Here is a 19730-nt window from a genome sequence, read left to right as displayed (position 1 = left end):
ATAAAAAACTTAATATTTAAATAAACGTTTATTTGGCAATCCGTCAGCCATTTTAATGTGTTCAGAGTCATTTAATTGCGGTCAAGATCAAGATTGCATCATATAACTAGGTCACAATAAAACATTTAAACGTTTACGCTACCGTCAAGATAAGTGAGGATAATATGGTCGAACGCGAAACGATGGAGTTTGACGTTGTAATTGTTGGCGCAGGACCTGCAGGCCTTTCATGTGCAATTCGTCTGGCTCAACAAGCACAACAAAAAGAACAAGAATTAATGATCTGCGTTGTTGAGAAAGGCTCTGAAGTCGGCGCACATATTTTATCTGGTGCTGTATTTGAAACCAAAGCACTGGATGAATTATTACCTGAATGGAAAACTTTAGGTGCACCTTTAAATACGCAAGTCACCGAAGACGAAATATATTTATTCAAAAATGAAGAAAATGCCACCAGCATTCCTCATTTTGCGATCCCAAAGACATTCAAGAATGATGGCAACTACATTGTATCTATGGGTAATGTATGTCGTTGGCTTGCTGAACAAGCTGAAAGCTTGGGTATTGAGGTATTCCCAGGTTTCAGTGCCCACTCTCTCATTATTGAAGACAATCAAGTGAAAGGCATTGTCACAGGTGATATGGGCCTAGACAGAGAAGGTCAGCCGAAAGATAGCTACATGCCGGGTATGGAGCTTAGAGCAAAATATACTGTGTTTGCAGAAGGTTGCCGTGGTCATTTAGGTAAACAATTAATTAAAGAGTTTGAACTAGATAAAGATGCAACACCACAGCATTATGGCTTAGGCTTTAAAGAGATCTGGCAAATTGATCCGAGTAAGCACAAAGAAGGCACGGTTGTACACGGCACAGGTTGGCCCCTAACTGGCGATACAACGGGTGGTTCATTTATGTACCATGCTGAAAATAATCAGGTCGTTGTGGGTCTTATCGTTGACTTGAATTACTCGAATCCACATTTGAGTCCATTTGATGAATTCCAGCGAATGAAACACCATCCTGTCTTTAAAGAAACACTAGAAGGTGGTGAGCGCATCGCCTATGGTGCAAGAGCTATTGCAAAAGGTGGTTTCCATTCACTACCTAAAATGCATTTCCCTGGTGGATTATTAATTGGCTGTGATGCGGGCACGTTAAACTTTGCCAAAATCAAAGGTAATCACACCGCAATGAAGTCAGGCATGTTAGCTGCCGATGCTATTGTTGATGCGCTATCGCAAGAAAACCCATCTGCTGATCTAAGTACATTTGCCGAGTTATTCAAATCAAGCTGGTTGTATGATGAGCTATACCAATCGCGCAACTTCGGCCCTGTCATTCATAAATTTGGCAGTATTTTAGGTGGCGCGTATAACACGCTAGACCAAAACTTTTTTAATGGCTCTTTGCCATTCACATTTAAAGACACAACCTTCGACCATGCATGCATGAAACCTGCGAGTGAATGTGACACCATTAGCTACCCGAAACCTGATGGAAAACTAAGTTTTGATAAATTATCTTCTGTATTTTTATCAAATACTAACCATGAAGAAGTGCAACCTTGTCACTTGCAGTTAAAAGATAATGCTATTCCTATTAGCGTGAATCTTGCTAAATTTGATGAGCCTGCACAACGCTATTGCCCTGCTGGTGTATATGAGATTTCTGAAAATGAAGGTGAGAAGCAGTTTGTCATTAACGCCCAAAACTGTATTCATTGTAAGACCTGCGACATCAAAGATCCTAGTCAAAACATCACTTGGGTGACGCCTGAAGGGACCGGAGGTCCAAACTACCCGAATATGTAAAGCTATATTCCTATACCTAAATTGCACAAGGGCCTTATGGCCCTTTTTTCGTTTTACAGCCTGTTGACTATACTTAACATTACACATCGTAAAAGGTTTAAATATATGAATCAGCAATCTGAGCTTGTTTTTCGATTTTTAGCAGAACCCACTGATGTCAATTTTGGCGGTAAAGTGCATGGCGGCATTGTTATGAAGTGGATAGATCAAGCCGGTTATGCATGCGCTGCGGGCTGGAGTGGCAGTTATTGTGTCACCGTTTCGGTTGCAGGTGTCAGGTTTAAACGCCCTATTCTTGTCGGCCAAGTTGTAGAAGTCACAGCGCAAATCGCACATACGGGTAAAACAAGCATGCAAATTTTCATTCGAGTAAAATGTGGCGATCCACAAAACAATATTCTATCTGAAAGTAATCACTGCATTATTAGTTTTATTGCGATGGATAAAGCAGGTTACCCAGTGCCAGTGCCTCAGTTTGTAGCAAAAACCAAAGAGCAGAAAAAGTTAGAGCTATATGCAATTAAAATGAAAGAAATAGCGATTGAAACTGAATCCTTGCTTCATCGCACAGTAGATGAATAAAACGTTTTAATTAAGAGCATGCTTAGCAAGTTCATAAATGGCCATATTTGCAATGTCATTTATTTGCTGCTGATTATGTTTGCTCGTTTTTAAATCATGAATTAATAGTGATTTTTGTTCTTCAATCAAGAGTTCAAAGTTTTTAGGACTCACTAAGCCATCTTGGATCTGTGAAACAAGCTCATTTAGCTTTGTTTTTCTCGATATAAGTGAATCTTTAATCGAATTGTGTAACTCTTCACAACTATATTTTAAGATTACCTTTCTACATACGACATCAATATTGTGCTCAAATCCCATGTTCACTCTCATCACTCCCTTTTGAGTTATTAATCGTGCCCTTAAGGTTAAATATTGTTCTAGAAGCAAAATGATCTTTTAATGCTGAAGCTCTTGCACTCATCAATAATTCTCGCTCATGCTCAGGAGGTTGATGATTACTGGCAATAAACCTAGATGCGTTTTTTTTATCGGTCATTTTTCTGTAACTTAAATGATAATTCAGATATTAGATTATGTCGGTTTGCAAAATAATCCAATTACACGCCATTACACCTTCATTACATGGTTTATTTGCTTAAGAAAAGTTACAATCCGAACATCTATGTTTTTATATTTAGTTGCTTGTGGAAAACTACCAAATTGAGCCTATCGGTTTTATTCAATCTCCTTATAAACAAAAGTTTGCTATACCTAGACAGCCCCGTTTAGTGCCTGAGGCAAAAGCCAAACTTATCTTTAGTAAAGAATTTAGCCGCGAAGAGTTTGTTCGAGGTATCGAAGAGTTTACACACTTATGGTTGTTGTTTCGTTTTCACGAAACCGCTGACAAAGGCTATTCTGCACTTGTCCGTCCACCGCGTTTAGGCGGAAATGAAAAAAAAGGCGTATTTGCAACCAGGGCCACTTTTCGACCTAATGGCATTGGCATGAGTGCGGTGAAATTAGAGGGTGTTGAATATAAGAATGGTCAACTTGCGCTACTTTTATCTGGTATAGATTTACTTGATGGCACGCCAATTCTCGATATAAAGCCCTATTTACCCTATTCAGATGCCATGCCTCAAGCTTCAGCAGGTTTTGCCGATACACGTCCAGAAACCTTAATGACCGTTGAGTTTTCAGAGCAAGCGGCTGAGTTTTTGGCAAAGCAAACAGATAAATCACTGCCAGAGTTTATTGCCAATGTACTTAAACAAGATCCTCGACCTGCTTACAAAAAGCAAAAATCAGGCACACAGACTTACGGAATGAACTTGTATCATTACAATATTCGATGGCAAGTCGACGGTGAGCACAATCTTGTCACAGAAATCAGTATTGAACGTTAATAAACACTTTGTATGGCTCGTTAGCACTGCTAAACTAACGGCCATTTTCTAGAAAAACAAAATACTATACGAACGGAACCACCATGCGTACCAGTCAATATATTCTTGCGACTCTAAAAGAGACGCCTTCTGATGCTGAAATTATCAGCCACCAACTTATGCTTCGTGCAGGCATGATCCGTAAACTTGCATCAGGTTTGTACACTTGGTTGCCATCAGGCTTAAAAGTTTTACGTAAAGTTGAACAAGTAGTTCGTGAAGAAATGAACAAAGCCGGTGCAATCGAGTTACTTATGCCGGTTATTCAACCTGCTGATCTTTGGGAAGAGTCTGGCCGCTGGGAACAGTTTGGCCCTGAGCTATTGCGTATCAACGACAGACATAATCGTCCGTTTGCGCTTGGTCCTACACACGAAGAAGTGATCACAGATCTCGTACGTAAAGAAATTAACAGCTACAAACAGCTACCAATTAATTTCTACCAAATTCAAACTAAAGTACGCGACGAAGTACGTCCTCGTTTTGGTGTAATGCGCGCGCGTGAATTCACCATGAAAGATGCTTACTCTTTCCATATGACAGAAGAGTGTCTAGATAATACCTACCAACGTATGCATCAAGCGTACTGCAATATTTTTGAGCGTTTAGGTCTAGATTACCGTCCAGTAATTGCAGACACAGGTTCAATTGGTGGTAGTGTTTCCCATGAATTCCACGTGTTAGCAGAATCAGGTGAAGATGCAATTGCATTCAGTGATGCAAGTGATTATGCAGCAAATATTGAAAAAGCCGAGGCAGTTGCACCTAGCGAAGCACGCCCTGCTCCATCTAAAGAATTAAACACATTCGATACGCCAGAAGCAAAAACCATTGAAGAGCTTAAAGCAAAACATGGTGTTAAACCACATCGTGGTGTTAAAACCCTTATTGTTTATGGTGCACCTGATGAAAATGAAGAACGTGGTTTAGTTGCACTTATCGTTCGTGGTGACCATGAATTAAATGAGTTAAAAGCTGAAAAGCTATCTCTTGTCGATTCACCGCTTGAAATGGCGAAAGAAGAAGACATCGTTGCAGCAATTGGTGCTCGTCCAGGTTCATTAGGCCCTGTAGGTCTTGATATGCCAATTATTGTTGACCGTAGTGCTGCTGTAATGGCTGATTTTGTTGCGGGTGCAAACAAAGATGGTGTGCATTACAGTGGTATCAACTTCGACCGTGATGTAACTGACTACACTGTAGAAGATATTCGCAACGTGGTTGAAGGCGATGCAAGCCCATGTGGTAAGGGCACTTTACATATCAAACGTGGTATTGAAGTTGGCCATATTTTCCAACTTGGCAGTAAATATTCTGAAGCAATGAATGCAGGTGTGCTTGGCGAAAACGGTAAAAACCAAATCATGACCATGGGTTGTTATGGTATTGGTGTATCGCGTATCGTTGCTGCTGCGATTGAGCAAAACAATGATAAGTTTGGTATTAAGTGGCCAAAAACGCTTGCGCCATTCGAACTTGCTATTGTGCCAATGAACATGCACAAGTCGCATCGTATTCCTGATATTGCAGAGCGTTTATACAGCGAATTCCAAGCTGCAGATGTTGATGTGTTATTCGATGACCGTAAAGAGCGTCCTGGTGTCATGTTTAATGACATGGAACTGGTTGGTATTCCATACACACTTGTAATTGGTGAGCGTAACCTTGACGAAAATAAGGTTGAGCTTAAGAACCGTATAACTGGTGAAAAGCTCATGCTGGATATTGATTCAGCAGTTGCTGAAATCACGAAAGCAATAAAAGCTTAATCTTACAGCATCAAAAAAAGCGGCAATACAGCCGCTTTTTTTATTGTCTTAACACCCTATTATTTTCGCTTTGGACGGAAGTAATCGGTATTAGCATAAAAACTTGCCTCTTGGTTTTCTTCATACCAGGAAGGAACACCCAATAATGGTACGGGTGACATCTTTTTATTATCTTCTAATAAACCATCTTTAATCATTTGATAAAGCTGCGTGTCTAAATAGTGATATTGCTGTTCTAAGCTTAATTCGTAAAAACTTTCTGCAGCTTTAATGCAAACTAGCTTACCTGTAAGCCCGATAAATGGGTTGGTCATCATTTCGTAGTTAGCATGGCCAAATGTAAAAGGTAAATAGTTTTTACCCCACTGTGCTCTTTGTTCCACAAAAGCTTCAGACCATTGATGTGATTTAAGCTGAGAAATTATTTCATCATTATCAACCACTAATATAACGCCACACTCGTCAAATAATGTGATTGCATTTCTTTTTTTACTTCTTTGTTTAGTGCCATGCGCTTCTATTTCTTCAATATGCAATTCATTCAGAAGTGCTTTGGTTTTTGGAAATAGACACCAAATGAAAGCGCCGAATAAGTCATGCCAGTTTTGCTCTCGTGTTGGCACTTGCCCTGTTTCGAAGATAATCGCTTCGTAGTATCGGGTTTCATTTTCTAATTCAGAGTTAGGCGTAAAACGAATATTTAATCCTTGCGGGTTTTTTAAGTCTTTTAACCCGTTTAACCAGTCAAAACTTGGCCAGTCTGTATGTGAGTTGAGGTTAAACAATGTATTTAGATGCTCAAAAGCACCATTATTAAGACAGGATTGAGAAAATGTCTCTGAGGCAACAAATCTTTTCATAGGGCTACAGACTTAAAAATTTTCGCGATTTTATCGTAAACTTGTCTTCACGCCAACCAAGTCGCTTAATCGCTTTAACTCGAACAAGCAGTCTAGAAATGTGTATACTTAAGCGATTTTAATTAAAAGAAAAAAGTGATTATGAAACTGAGAATAACACTTAGCGCAATTGCAGCAGCCGTGCTTGCAGGTTGCGTATCAACAAGTAACACATCTAACGATATTCAAGCCGCTTATAACAGCATCAACGAAACACAACTTGCAGAGCACATTAAAACACTGGCTTCTGATGAGTTTGAAGGCCGTGCACCTTCTTCAAAAGGTGAAGAACTTACTCTAGCCTACTTAACAAAACACTTTAAAGCACTCGGTTATGAGCCAGGTAATGGCGATAGTTTCTTCCAAGAAGTACCGCTTGTTTCAATTGAAGCTGACTCTGACATGGAGTTAGTGATTGGTGGTAAAGCTTACCAATATAAGAAAGAAATGGTGATGGGCACTGGTCGCATTAGCGAACTTGAGTCTATCAACAACTCTGAAATGGTGTTTGTTGGCTATGGTGTGAATGCACCTGAGTATGGCTGGAACGATTACGAAGGCCTAGATGTTAAAGGTAAAACGGTTGTAATGCTGGTTAATGATCCTGGCTTTGCGACTAAAGATCCGAGCATGTTCACCGGTGAAGCCATGACCTACTACGGTCGTTGGACATACAAATACGAAGAAGCGAGCCGTCAAGGTGCTGCGGGTGCCATCATCATTCATGAAACAGCACCTGCTTCTTACCCTTGGAGCGTTGTTGAGAACTCTTGGAGTGGCGAGCAATTTGGCTTCCAAAAAGAGAATAAAAACATGGACCGTGTAGCCGTTGAAGGCTGGGTAACTGTCGATGTAGCTAAAGAGCTGTTCGAAAAAGCTGGTCTAAACTTTGAGGATGCTAAGAAAAAAGCGGCACAAGGCGCCTATCATGTTGATATGGGTGACTTAACCGCGTCCGTTACTGTGAAGAGCCAAATTAAAACCTCAACGTCTTATAACTTTATTGCGACTTTACCTGGTAGCAAAAAACCAGAAGAGCACATTGTGTACTCTGCTCACTGGGACCACTTAGGAATAGATAAAAACCGTAAAGGTGACCAAATCTATAACGGCGCGCATGATAATGCGACGGGTACTGGTGGTATGATTGAAGTAGCAGAAGCATTCGCTAAGTTGCCAACTCGTCCAGACCGTTCCATCACCTTCTTAGCAGTAACCGCAGAAGAGCAAGGCTTACTTGGTTCAAAATTCTATGCGAATACGCCGGTCATTCCAGCAAAACAAACCGTTGCTAACATCAACATGGATAGCTTAAACCTACTTGGTAAAGTGAAAGATATCAGCGTAGTGGGTATCGGCAAATCAAGCCTAGACGAAATGTTGGCTGATGCTGCTAAAGCTCAGGGTCGTGTAGTTTCTGGAGATCCACGCCCGGCATCAGGTGGTTATTACCGCTCAGATCACTTTGCATTCGCAAATATGGGCGTACCTGCGATGTACGCTGGTGGCGGTACAGAAGCACTAGATGAAGCAACGGCAAACTATCGTAAGAAAATGAGTTTAGTACTTCGTGGTTGTTATCATCAACCATGTGACAGATACCGTGATGAATGGGACTTAAGCGGTGCAGTTCAAGATTTGCAGTTGTTCTTCCAAGTCGGTTATGACGTTTCTCAACAAGCTGAATGGCCAACATGGAAAGCCGGCGCTGAATTCAAACGCAAATAAATTTAAATGAGATTGATTTTTATTTGAATTAACACTAAAGTGCAACTGATAATATTTATTGGTTGCACTTTATGATCACTCTCACAACGTTAAGGCATTCACCTGTTCTCAATTCGCTTACATTCATGCTTGCCAACAAGCGACTTGTTTTACCTGTTTTTATACTTCTGTCTTTACTCTATGAACCAATAAGATCGATTACAATACCTACTCTTGCAGATGCATTTTTTCAGGTTACTGTTTTTGTCGCCGCAACCTTATTCATCTATTACTATTTAGTCGATAGGTTACCTCAACTTGAACTCAGTTACTTAAAAGCAAAATCACCTTCATTAGAAATTACATTCGCAGCAATACTCGGCGCACTACCTGGCTGTGGCGGTGCAATTATCGTTGTGACACAATTTACCAAAAAACAAGCCAGTTTTGCTTCTGTTGTCGCTGTATTAACTGCAACCATGGGAGATGCTGCTTTTCTACTGTTAGCTAAAGATCCTTTTGCTGCTTTAAGTGTAATTAGTATCGGCGTTGTTACAGGTATAATAAGTGGTTTAATTGTCCATTTGTTCCATGCTGATTCATTTTGCTATCCTCAAAAAGCTGCAAACTATGCACATGATTGCATGAAATCTAATAAGGCCATTCATGTTGGTGAAAAGTTATGGAAGTACTTTCTAGCGCCTTGTGTGGTTATATCTTTACTCATTGCATTTAATGTAGATTTCGGCGAATTTGATAATGCCATCACTTATTTTGGTGCTTTGTTTGCAGCTATCGCAGTCACCATTTGGGCATTTTCTTCAGAAGGGAAAACCTATCAACAAATTGCTGCTGAAGATGAGGAAGTATCACCGCCAAGTAAGTTTTCTCGAATAATACAAGATACCCACTTTGTAACAGCCTGGGTCATCACGAGCTTTATGCTTTATGAAATTGCAGTGAGTGTGTTTGGCCTAGACCTTAGAGCTTGGTTTAGTGAATATGCGATTTATGCACCGCTCATTGCTGTTGCAATCGGCTTATTACCTGGTTGCGGCCCTCAAATCGTCATCACCACATTGTATATACAAGGTATTATCCCATTTAGTGCTTTAGTTGGTAATGCCATATCTAATGATGGAGACGCGCTTTTCCCTGCTTTAGCAATGGCACCTAAGGCAGCTTTAATTGCCACGCTATATTCAGCAATACCCGCATTATTAGTGAGTTACCTTTTGTTTTGGTATTTATAATCAAGGTTTAACACTTGTATAGACAAGAAAAAAGCCTTTAGGGTTAGCTATAAAGGCTTCATTTTTTGTTAAAGTATTCGACGTTAATTCATCACAGGTTCTGGGGCCTTATTTTTCGAGTAAAGATTAAAACACCACAACGCAATAGATGTGATGCCGGCAATAGCAGCAAATAGTAACCACATCAGTTCTGGTTTATTCATACCTAATGCTAGATTCGCATAACTCCAACCTGACAAAAATCCTGCACACAAAAAACCTAATGCCATAGAAACAAAGTAATAACCCATATACAAGGCTGCTTGCTCTTTCGGTGCTATGCTTGCCACATATTCTTGACTCTTTGGTGAGGTAAGCATTTCACCTAATGCAATTAATAAAATCACAACTGTAATCACCCAGCCAACCATATTGTGTTGAGAGCCAATTAAGAATATGAATGCAGCCGCAATGATGATGAGTCCAGCAATTAGCACATAGATAGATTTAAACCTTTGACAAAGCAAACTCACAAATATTTGTAGCAAAACGATTGCAGCAAAGTCTAAATTAATTAGATACTCTGGGTTAACCTGTCGGTATGCCAAAAGGTGAGCTGTATAGTTTTGTATTTGTTTACTATTTAATTCGTCTGTATTGTTGGTAATTAAACGTAATTCTGTGACCAGATTCGCTAATTCATTAGTTGGTACATTTACTTTTAAATGCACCCACTCGAGCCTCAATGTTTCAAATTCAATAGTGTTGTTCAACTTTATATCATTAAACAAAGCCACTATCGCTGCAGATATTTTTTCTTCATCTACGTAGGCAAAGAAATCAACAGCACCCTGCCCAAATAATGATAAGAACTGAACTAAATCTTTGGTATCAACAAAGTCACGAATAAACAGCGGTACGGTGTAAAAAAGTTGGTTATAGACAGTCCAAAAACCCGTTAATATCGCAAGATAAATCGCGAATTTAGCATTACTGACTTTTATTTTCTCTTGCCACCAGTATGATGCACTTTCTTTTGCAAATAAATTCCAAACTACATTTGATATAAGCCAAAGTGCAATGGCCAAAAACGCTTGAGGGTAAGTTAACCACTCTACACCCGCACACATTAGTAATACGATAGAAACAAATAAAACCAAAGCAAAACGACCATTTCCTAACACACTTTGTGCCTCATTTATTGTTTCTTTTAAGCTTTTATCGTTTTGCTTCTTAAGTGATGGCGGGTTTTTGTAGAAAAATAAAACAGGCACAAAGTTTAGTAATATCCAAGCCGCTGACATCATAAAGACCGCATCCCAACTTATCGCTCGCATAGCACCGGCTATTAGCGGACCTAGAAACCCACCGACGTTAACCATGGTATAGAATATACCAAAACCAAGCCCTCTATTTTGCTCATTGGTGCTATGAGCAATCGTGCCAACAACGACTGGCTTAAAGCATGCAGCACCTAAAGCGACAAAGCTAAGTACTATAAAAAATGGCCAGAAGTCTTTCACTTGCCCAAGTAAGAAATAGCTCGGCGCCATAATGACAAAAGAAATGATAAACATTTTTTTATAACCAATTCGATCGCCAAGTGCACCAGTTAGAACAGGCAATAAATACAAAAAGAAAGGAATGATCCCTTGAATTGCTCCTCTCTCAATATCAGAAAATCCGACCCCCCCTTGTGACTTTGGTGTTGTCATATAAATAGATGACACTGCAAAAAAGCCATACCAAGCTAATCGCTCAAAAATTTCCATGATATTGGCAATATAAAAGCTCTTTCCAAATCCAGCTTTATGATTAGAGTACACTTTAACTTCCCCTTTTTATTTTTGCATACAATATACCATCAAAACATAAAGCAATGTAAAGCATTAATTCTTAGAGGGAGATCTTATAAAAAAACTATTACTTTAAAAAACAGGAGAAGTTTGCAGAGTTATTCACTCAGAACTGCTTTTGAAGCATCAGACATCGCATTGATTAAAAGATCTAGCAGTACATCAACACCTTCCAAGCTACCGCTTTTAAGTAACTCATCTAGTTGTGTCGCATAGTTATGAATTTCGTGACACTCAAACATACCTGCAGTCCCTTTGATGGCATGTACATGCCTTTTCAGAGCCACGAAATCACTATTTTCATAACTTGAGTGCAATAGGTGTTTTTGTTCCTCTAACCCCTGAAGATAGTTATTTTGTAGTGCTTCAAATTCACCGATAGGCAGGTTTAACTCTTCCACTTCTAGATTAAGATAGTGACTGATTTTCTTATGGAACTTTGTTCTGTCGATGGGTTTTGACAAATGATCTGTAAAACCCATTTTTAGATAACGCTCTACTTCATGAGTCATGGTATTGGCGGTTAATGCTAATACAGGTGAACTAACCCCTGTTGCTTGGATAAACTTAAATGCTTCTTCACCATCCATTACAGGCATTTGTATATCCAATAATATTAAATCAAACTCATGATCTAAAACAGCTTGAACGGCTTCTTGCCCATTTTCTGCTGAGATCACCTGAAGTCCCATGCCTTCAAGTATAATGGCAATAAGCTTTCTGTTATCAGGGTGGTCTTCAGCAAGTAATACTTTACCTTTAAGCGTGCCAGATGTATCTATAGATTGTAAATCTAATTGAGATTGCGGCAGCTCATTTAGGTTGCTCACCCATTGAGTATCTTTAGTTGTATATAAACCTAACTCAAGTGTAAATGTAGTCCCAGAGCCAACATTACTTTCAACGGTAATATCACCATCAAGCTTACGAGCTAAACTCTTGGATATGTTAAGACCTAAGCCTGTACCGCCATAACGCCGTGTGGTAGAAGTATCAGCCTGATGGAAAGCAGTAAATAATGATTTAATTTCATCTTTGGTCATGCCTATTCCGGTATCTCTCACCGAGATTTTCAACTTCTCGTCACCACATGACACATCAATACAGATCTTACCCACACTGGTAAATTTTAATGCGTTTGAAGTTAGATTTAGCAATATTTGTCTAAATCTAGTCGGGTCAATAACAATTAAGTTCGGTAAAGGAAAATGATAATTTAACTCAAATTCTAAGCCTTTATCTCTTATCTGTTTACCGAGGAGTGATTCAATTTCAGCAATACATCTAAACATATCTGCTTCAATTAATTCTACTTCCAACCTATTAGCTTCAATCTTAGACATATCCAAAATGTCGTTTATCAGGTTTTGTACATGTCTGGCATTTTGGAGAATGACATTGATAGCATGTCCTTTTTCAGAGGGCTTTATGTCACCTAGCAACATGCCATCTGCATAACCGATAATTGAAGTCATCGGCGTTCTAATTTCGTGACTCATATTTGCTAAAAATCGACTTTTTGCTTCACTGGCATCACGTAATTCAGAAGCTAAATCTTCTAACTCCTGAGTCCTTTGTAGTACTTTCAATTCTAGATTTTTATTAAGCTCAATATTTTCTAAATTGGTTAATCTAAACTTATCTGCAACAGCAAATGCCAGTAACAACGCATCCATTGCTGTCCCTATTAGCCCAAGTAGATAGAGGTTTAAACTAGATGGAGGCAACACGCCAAGGTTAGTTAGGTTACCAATCATGTTTGGAATGGCCATTGCGACATACGCAAGTACAAAATATCTTGCTGGTTTAAAGCCTTCGCTTATTCGCAAAAAACCCACATAGAGTCCCAAACAAAGTGCTATTCCAGTTACAACTGTGGCCCAGAGAAAACCAAAACTTGGAAACAACATCGCCATTGGTATCCCACACGCTGCTATAACACCAAGTACCAGTGACCCATTGGCTAATTTTGGATGGGTTTCTTTAAGTTTAAGTAAGTTGATATAAAACAGGATATTCGTTAGCGGCGTTAAGGCAAAACCAAGCCAGTGTAAGTTCGGCGAATAAAGGCCAAATAGTTGATCAGAAATATGGAAAAAGTGACTCCATGCAAAGACCCAGCAAATAGCAAATAATGCGTAATATAAATGCGTTTTGTCTTTTGACCCGAAGTAAATAAGTAGATTGTACAAGCCTAGAACTAAGCCTACACCAAAGCATAGAATCATTACCAAGTTTTCAGTAACGACTAAACGCTCAAACTCAGCTTTCGGTTTAATGACAAATTTGATAGGTGTGTAAAAATAATCACTTTCAAAAGAAGTCACCAATATATACTTTTCATTCGGGTTGAGTCGAATCGAGTTACCGTAATGAAAGGCAAATTCATTATTGACTTCCCCCCCAGTCACAATAGTTTGAATTTCGCCTTCTTCACTGAATAGCTTACTTTCTATTCTTGATACAACGGTATTGTAGGGATATAAGACAAACTCTGTGTCATTGGTATGATTTACAAGTTCTGTAACAAGCCAGTACTTTCCTCCGAAAAGCGCCCTCTTTGGCAGTATCTCAAGGCCTTGTTGCCACGCTTTTACAGACTGATATTCTGAAGGGAAAACCACACTTTCTTTCGACTTTAAAAGTAAGGCAAAATCATGCAAGTTTGTTTCTTGCATGTTATGGTGATAATTAAATGTCTGTGCGTGTGACACAGCACACACAATACTCAATATAATTAGCGTAATAGAAAATATCAATTTACGCATTTAGTCAGCCAACTACTCTTCTATATTTATTCATCGTATCAATCAAAAGTTATATGAAACCTCTAGCCCAACACGCCTGCCCTCACCTTTAAAGTCTTCTAACATACCTAAGAAGCTAGATAAATCGAATTTTAAGTGACTATATTCTTTATCAAATAGATTTTTAGCCCAAAATCTTAGCTGATAGTCTTCAAAAGAAATTTGGCTATTCAAATACCATAAGGTATAACTTGGTTGATGAGCCAGGATATTTTGGTTTTGATCAAAATAATAATCCGACTGGTAATCAAAACCCAACGTTGCTGTCATCCTTAGGTTAGCTTGTAGGTCTGTTTCATAAGTAAGCGCGCCATTTATGTTCATTTCTGAAGTAAAAGGTAAGCGATGGTTTGTCAGTTCATTGCCAAGTGGGTCAATAAATTTTTCAAATTCGGCATGTGGAATATAGCTAAACCCTAAGGTGGTGTTAACTTCATCTGTTAATTTATACTTAACATCAATATCTGAACCGATAATTTTTGAGTCACCGACATTTTCTAAAAGTTGTATCGGCGGAGCACCTTCAATGAGAGAGGGCTGATTCATGAAGACTTGTTGACCTTTATAGTCATAGTGAAACAAGGCCCAGTTTACTTTTAACGTTCTATTGTCATTAATATACTTACCACCGACTTCATTCGAAATAAGTTCTTCTGGACCATAATCTGCAAGCATAGCTTGCTCAGGGCTTGATAAGTATCCCCCATAATAACCACCACTTTTATAGCCATTGCTTAGACTATAAAATACTGAATGATTGTTACTCAATGAGTAAATGAGTGAAAGTTTGCCTGAAATGTCATCATCTTTAACTTCGCCTTCAACGCGATAGAAAGGCAATAAAACCCCCTCTAATGAGTTAGGGTCTACTACAACGTTAATGTTGCTTATTGAATCGTATTCAAACACTTCGTCAGAGTAACGAAGGCCTGCTGTGAGGATTAAGTGTTCAGACAGTTGCCAATCATATTGTCCAAATACTGCGAATGACTTACTGACTAAGTCATTATCATAAAAGAAATTGGCGGAGTTACTGCCAAATTGCGTGCCACGTAAATCTCTCAGAATGTCATTGTAGTTGTCTTGATAAATTCTTTCATGTAATGAGAATAGACCAAGTGTGAAATGATCATCACCTAATTCATAGTTCAAACGTACTTCGTTATTTAACACTTCTGCTTTAACACCCAATTGACCTTCACATAACCTCGCTGGAGAGCCATCACAATTGAATGCATGCTCTCTATCTAAGCGGTTAAAGCTGTTAAGCCAAATGACTGATGAATCATCACTTAATTGCCAAGTTAATTCACTTGTCCAACCTTTACTTATACCATGATGAGGAGAGTCATTATTTACGCTCACAGCCCAGAAGTCATCAACGCCATCATTAAACCCAAATGCATCTACACAGTTTCCGGCATTAATATCACCAACAGAGCACATAACACGATTAATAGGATCTGCGAATATACCTATATTACCGACCGGTTGAGCAATACCATTCCAGTGACTGTAATTTAACTTTAAGTACCATTCCAACTCATCCCACTGACCCAGATAGCTCAATCGCAGATCATTTTGTTCCATTCCCGCTTCTGGTGAAGAAGGAAATACATTATAGCTCGTATAGTCGTAGCGATTATGATTAAACGAAGCCCTAAACGCTGATGTATCATCTAGCTGTACATTATAAAAGCCATTACTTTTATAAAAACCATCGGTACCAGCACCGACTGTAAGTTGCCCATAATCACCTGCATCCGGACGTTTACTTCTAATCAATATTGCACCGCCTGTGCTATTTCGCCCAAACAAAGTACCTTGAGGGCCTTTCAAAACTTCTACTTGTTCAATATCAAATAGGTTTAATAATTGATTATTAGCAGAGCCAACAGATGCACCATCTACATACATGGCTATCGGGGATGTATTTGCAGTGTTGTAATCTATTAAGCCTATTCCCCGGATATTTATTGCGGGTGGCGTGCCTTCTGCTGCATTTTGACTGATTTTAAGACCTGAAATAAGCAAGCCTAGGTCTGTTGTATCTTTTAAACCAGTACTACTTATCTGCTCCCCTTTTAGCTGACTAACAGTCACACTGACTTTACTTTCAAGTTGCTTTCTTTTTTGCGCATACACTTCGATGACTTCAATACTTTCTTTTGCGTATGAATAACACGATTGCATTAAAGACAAAGATATCAGTGTTGATAAAAGGCTTTTCGGAGATAAGTTAGACATTTCCATACTCTCAGTGCAGATTTAGGTGTGCAAGTCGAAGTATAGTTTAAATGTCTTATGTGACCAAAGGAGATACTTAACTTTGTTTTTCAATAAGCTACTTGTAAATTACAAAAAATAATCTACGCCTGACATGAAAGAAGATGATTGTCTGTTATCTCTTGTAAGTTTTGTTGCTCATTCAAACAAATATTTGCATAGTGCTGATACGCATCATGGTTAAAGTTCTCAGATAGTGCATTCATAAAGCCATGTTTATACCGTGATTTAATCACATAAAGGCATGGAATTGTCTTAAGTGTGGTAATAACAGGGTTTAGATCAAAATGCTTTTCAACATCAGGAAAGTAAATATCTACATGGCAGTTTGGATTTAAACTTGTGAAATGTCTAATTTGGCCAGGATAAAAAGCGATCATCTTCTGTACTCGCTTCAAGGGGGTCATAGCTAAAGCACGCCAGGCAGCGGTCGCACCTGCACTGAAACCAATTATAAAATCAGGGCTAAATTTAATCAGAGCCTCTTGAACTTTATTTGCATACCCGTCGTGGCCTAACCTGTCTATGAACTTATCGTACATTAATTGTTCATGCAGTTCATCATCTGATGCCGTTACATCATAAGGTGAAACAATTAGCACTTTACCTGAAAACTGCTCACAAAAATCTTTAAGCTGGTTTGTACAACCAAAGATATCGGATACAATTAATGTTCTCATAGCTGCGGGCCCTTATTTACAGACTCTTATTAAACTTTCATATTCTACCACTGACAACGTATTGGTGATGTGAAATTAACTTTTCTACAATCTACCACTTGATAAATAATTGTAAAGATTTTGTTTATCCGTAATTTTATATCCACCATTTGCTACACTTAACATCTGTATACTTGAAATGTAGAAGAATGTTTAAGTTCCTAGTTATTATTTTTTTTCTGCTATTGGATTTTGAATCAGTTGCTAAAACAGTCACTTTTTTAAAAGTAGACTTTGCGCCATATTATATTTTAGAAGGGGAAGAGAAAGGACAAGGTAGGGATGAAGCTGTCATAAATTTACTAGAGCAGTCGCTTCCTGAATACAAATTTAAACAGGTATTTATTCCATCTAGTCGAGCTTTATTTGAATTACAGCATAGCAAACAAACAACATGCATGTTGTCACTGTATAAAACAGAGCAAAGAAAACAGCAATTTTATTTTTCTGATCAATACTCCACGATTGGCCTAGCACCAACCATTGCAATGCACAAAGATGTTGCTGAAAAAGTAATACCCAAAGGTATTACTACCACTTCGTTAAAAGACCTCATCTTTAAAAACGATCTTATCCTTGGCAAATCAACTGAACGTTCGTATGGGCAACATGTTGATAAGATTATCCTTAAAATTCCGAAAGACGATATGATAATTCGTGCAGGTAAAGATTCCTTACAAAGTCTAACTTATATGCTACTCAAGAAAAGAGTCGATTTAATTATTGGCTATCCCGGTGAGCACCTTTATCTTCAATCCAAACTAAAAAAAGAGAGTCAGTTTATTCAATTGCAAATCTCTGAATCGCCAAAAACCGTTTTAGGATTCATTGGATGTAATAAGTCTAAAGAAAGCCAGCAATTTTTAACGAAAGTTGATATGAGCTTTAGTACGATCAAGGCATCATCAGAATACACTTCGTTAATGTTGAGATGGGTTCCAGTAAATTTACAACACAACTTAGTCAATGAATTAAACAATCAATAAATTTTAACTGGTAACAATGATGAATTATTAAATAAACCATCTTTGCGGATATGGTACTTAAGCTTTAGCTTTTATGACCTGAAATATATTTTTCAAAAAAATATGCAGTTTTAATTCTTAGTATCCAGTCGTAATGGTCAATAAGTTAACCAATACGTACGCAACTGCTTCAAAAAAGGGGCTAATATAAGCCCCATATGTCTAACTAGTTTTTATAAAAATAACTTTCTTTCGTTATTTTTATGTCTGCTCTTTGCTTAGATTCAATGGTAAAACTAATTGGAGTCGCTTTGAGCTTTAAGTCGTAACCGTCTTTAATAACGGTAACAGGTATTTGCAGCATTTCTCCCCCTTCAATTTCAATCACAGCAGGCACATTGAGCTGAGCATCTTCTAACCCTTCAAGACTGACCGTGTAGGTCATGGTGGTTTGCGTTTTATTGATCACGCTTAACGTATAAGGGTTTTCAACTAAGCCTTCATAGTTAACACGATATAACGCATTGCGGTCTCGGATCACCGATGCTTCAATTGGCGTACGATTAAACGCCCACACCACCATAGTTAAAATAATCAACGCAGTAAGGGTTGCATATCCAAGTAGTTTTAGCCTAAACGGATTGGTTTTTTTGCCATTTGCTTCATGTTCACTTTGATATTTAATTAACCCTTTGGCATAGCCAAATTTATCCATGGTGTCATCACAAGCATCAATACACAAACCACAGTTTATACATTCATATTGCAGACCATTTCGAATATCAATGCCTGCTGGGCAAACTTCAACACACAAGTTACAGTCAACACAGTCACCGAGGCCGAGCTCTTTTGGGTCTTGTTTACGTTTACGTTTGCCTCGTGATTCGCCGCGCTGTGCATCATAGGTGACTAATAGCGTGTCTTTATCAAACATCACAGATTGAAAACGCGAATATGGGCAAGCAACCGTACACATTTTTTCTCTTAAAAACCCAGCATTACCATAGGTACAGAATGCAAATAAGAAGACCCAAAAACTCACTAGACCTGACCATTCTAGTGTGAACATGTCGATATATAATTTTTGTGCAGGTATAAAATACGCCATAAATGACGTAGCAGTGAAGAGAGAGATAGCTAACCAAGCACTATGCTTTGCTGTTTTTAAAGCAATTTTTTTTGCATCCCAAGGGCTTTTATCTAGTTTAATGCGTTTATTGCGACTGCCTTCAATACGGTGCTCCACCCAAGTAAACATTAGCATCCAAATGGTTTGTGGGCATACATAACCACACCATACTCGGCCCAGCCAATTGGTCACAAAAAAAAGTGCAAACGCCCCAGCCATAAATACCCAAGCTAAAATCATAAAGTCTTGTGGTAAAAATGTGAGGCCGAAAATTCTAAAATGTTGACTGCCTACATCAAACAATATCGCCTGCTGGCCGTTATATTGCAGCCAAGGAATAGCAATAAAGGTCAGCATTAAAAGCCAACCAAGATTACGGCGTATTTTTTGGAAAAAACCTTTTTGTTCTCGCACATAAATCGGGCCCTCCGATTTATGTGGCTTAATGATCATGTCTTCTTCTTTAATATCAAACTTCATAGTACTTGCTCTACTAACATTGGTTAATGTCTATAGAGCAAGTTTCAGTCCAATCTGAAAGTTTATAAGCCACTGTTTTTTATATATTTTATTTTATGAAGAAAATGCACATACGCGA

General features: G+C 38.5%; 15 protein-coding genes. 7 read left to right on the top strand and 8 right to left on the bottom strand.

From position 1 onward, the window contains the following. The first annotated feature begins 164 nt into the window (after positions 1–164). Positions 165–1811, top strand: coding sequence for an electron transfer flavoprotein-ubiquinone oxidoreductase (locus AAEU28_RS00495; protein ID WP_421962499.1), 1647 nt, complete (start codon positions 165–167; stop codon positions 1809–1811). A 105-nt stretch (positions 1812–1916) separates the two neighbouring features. Next, positions 1917–2393: an acyl-CoA thioesterase gene (locus AAEU28_RS00490; RefSeq protein WP_421962498.1), complete on the top strand. Its 477-nt coding sequence runs from the start codon at positions 1917–1919 to the stop codon at positions 2391–2393. Between the two features lie 6 nt (positions 2394–2399). Here AAEU28_RS00490 and AAEU28_RS00485 read toward each other — a convergent pair whose 3' ends face one another. After that, positions 2400–2693, bottom strand: coding sequence for a hypothetical protein (locus AAEU28_RS00485; RefSeq protein ID WP_421962497.1), 294 nt, complete (start codon positions 2691–2693; stop codon positions 2400–2402). Beyond that, entirely contained in the window at positions 2683–2871 is a 189-nt protein-coding gene (locus AAEU28_RS00480; protein ID WP_421962496.1) for a hypothetical protein, read from the bottom strand. Before AAEU28_RS00480 ends, AAEU28_RS00485 begins: the two co-directional genes overlap by 11 nt. 148 nt (positions 2872–3019) lie before the next feature. On the opposite strand from AAEU28_RS00480, the gene tsaA reads away from it, so the two are divergent. Beyond that, positions 3020–3724 carry a tRNA (N6-threonylcarbamoyladenosine(37)-N6)-methyltransferase TrmO gene (tsaA, locus tag AAEU28_RS00475; RefSeq protein ID WP_421962495.1) on the top strand — a complete coding sequence of 235 codons (705 nt, stop codon included), beginning with the start codon at positions 3020–3022 and terminating at the stop codon, positions 3722–3724. Between the two features lie 83 nt (positions 3725–3807). Next, positions 3808–5532 carry a proline--tRNA ligase gene (locus tag AAEU28_RS00470; protein WP_421962494.1) on the top strand — a complete coding sequence of 575 codons (1725 nt, stop codon included), beginning with the start codon at positions 3808–3810 and terminating at the stop codon, positions 5530–5532. Positions 5533–5591: 59 nt separating this feature from the next. Here AAEU28_RS00470 and AAEU28_RS00465 read toward each other — a convergent pair whose 3' ends face one another. After that, on the bottom strand, positions 5592–6392 hold the full coding sequence (locus AAEU28_RS00465; protein WP_421962493.1) for a DUF3025 domain-containing protein: 801 nt from the start codon (positions 6390–6392) through the stop codon (positions 5592–5594). Between the two features lie 141 nt (positions 6393–6533). On the opposite strand from AAEU28_RS00465, the gene AAEU28_RS00460 reads away from it, so the two are divergent. Further along, a complete protein-coding gene (locus tag AAEU28_RS00460; RefSeq protein WP_421962492.1) occupies positions 6534–8159 on the top strand; it encodes a M28 family peptidase in 1626 nt (541 codons plus the stop codon). 71 nt (positions 8160–8230) lie between these two features. Continuing rightward, positions 8231–9391 carry a putative manganese transporter gene (locus tag AAEU28_RS00455; RefSeq protein WP_421962491.1) on the top strand — a complete coding sequence of 387 codons (1161 nt, stop codon included), beginning with the start codon at positions 8231–8233 and terminating at the stop codon, positions 9389–9391. Positions 9392–9474: 83 nt separating this feature from the next. On the opposite strand, the gene AAEU28_RS00450 is transcribed toward AAEU28_RS00455, so the two are convergent. The 4 genes from AAEU28_RS00450 to AAEU28_RS00435 form a co-directional block, all read right to left on the bottom strand. After that, complete coding sequence (locus AAEU28_RS00450; protein ID WP_421963084.1) at positions 9475–11142, bottom strand: MFS transporter; 1668 nt, start codon at positions 11140–11142, stop codon at positions 9475–9477. Between the two features lie 182 nt (positions 11143–11324). Next, entirely contained in the window at positions 11325–13994 is a 2670-nt protein-coding gene (locus AAEU28_RS00445; protein ID WP_421962490.1) for a 7TM diverse intracellular signaling domain-containing protein, read from the bottom strand. 42 nt (positions 13995–14036) lie between these two features. After that, positions 14037–16280, bottom strand: a complete 2244-nt coding sequence (locus AAEU28_RS00440) for a TonB-dependent receptor (RefSeq protein WP_421962489.1) — start codon at positions 16278–16280, stop codon at positions 14037–14039. 122 nt (positions 16281–16402) lie between these two features. After that, on the bottom strand, positions 16403–16999 hold the full coding sequence (locus AAEU28_RS00435) for a hypothetical protein (RefSeq protein ID WP_421962488.1): 597 nt from the start codon (positions 16997–16999) through the stop codon (positions 16403–16405). 188 nt (positions 17000–17187) lie between these two features. On the opposite strand from AAEU28_RS00435, the gene AAEU28_RS00430 reads away from it, so the two are divergent. Continuing rightward, the gene (locus AAEU28_RS00430; protein WP_421962487.1) at positions 17188–18024 is read left to right on the top strand and encodes a transporter substrate-binding domain-containing protein; all 837 of its coding nucleotides are present in this window, start codon (positions 17188–17190) and stop codon (positions 18022–18024) included. A gap of 205 nt (positions 18025–18229) precedes the next feature. Here AAEU28_RS00430 and ccoG read toward each other — a convergent pair whose 3' ends face one another. Next, entirely contained in the window at positions 18230–19612 is a 1383-nt protein-coding gene (ccoG, locus tag AAEU28_RS00425; RefSeq protein WP_421962486.1) for a cytochrome c oxidase accessory protein CcoG, read from the bottom strand. Between the last annotated feature and the right edge of the window lie 118 nt (positions 19613–19730).

The sequence above is a fragment of the Pseudoalteromonas sp. SS15 genome, from assembly GCF_049257195.1.
Taxonomy (GTDB): Bacteria; Pseudomonadota; Gammaproteobacteria; order Enterobacterales; family Alteromonadaceae; genus Pseudoalteromonas.
This window is presented reverse-complemented; position numbering and strand designations above follow the sequence as displayed.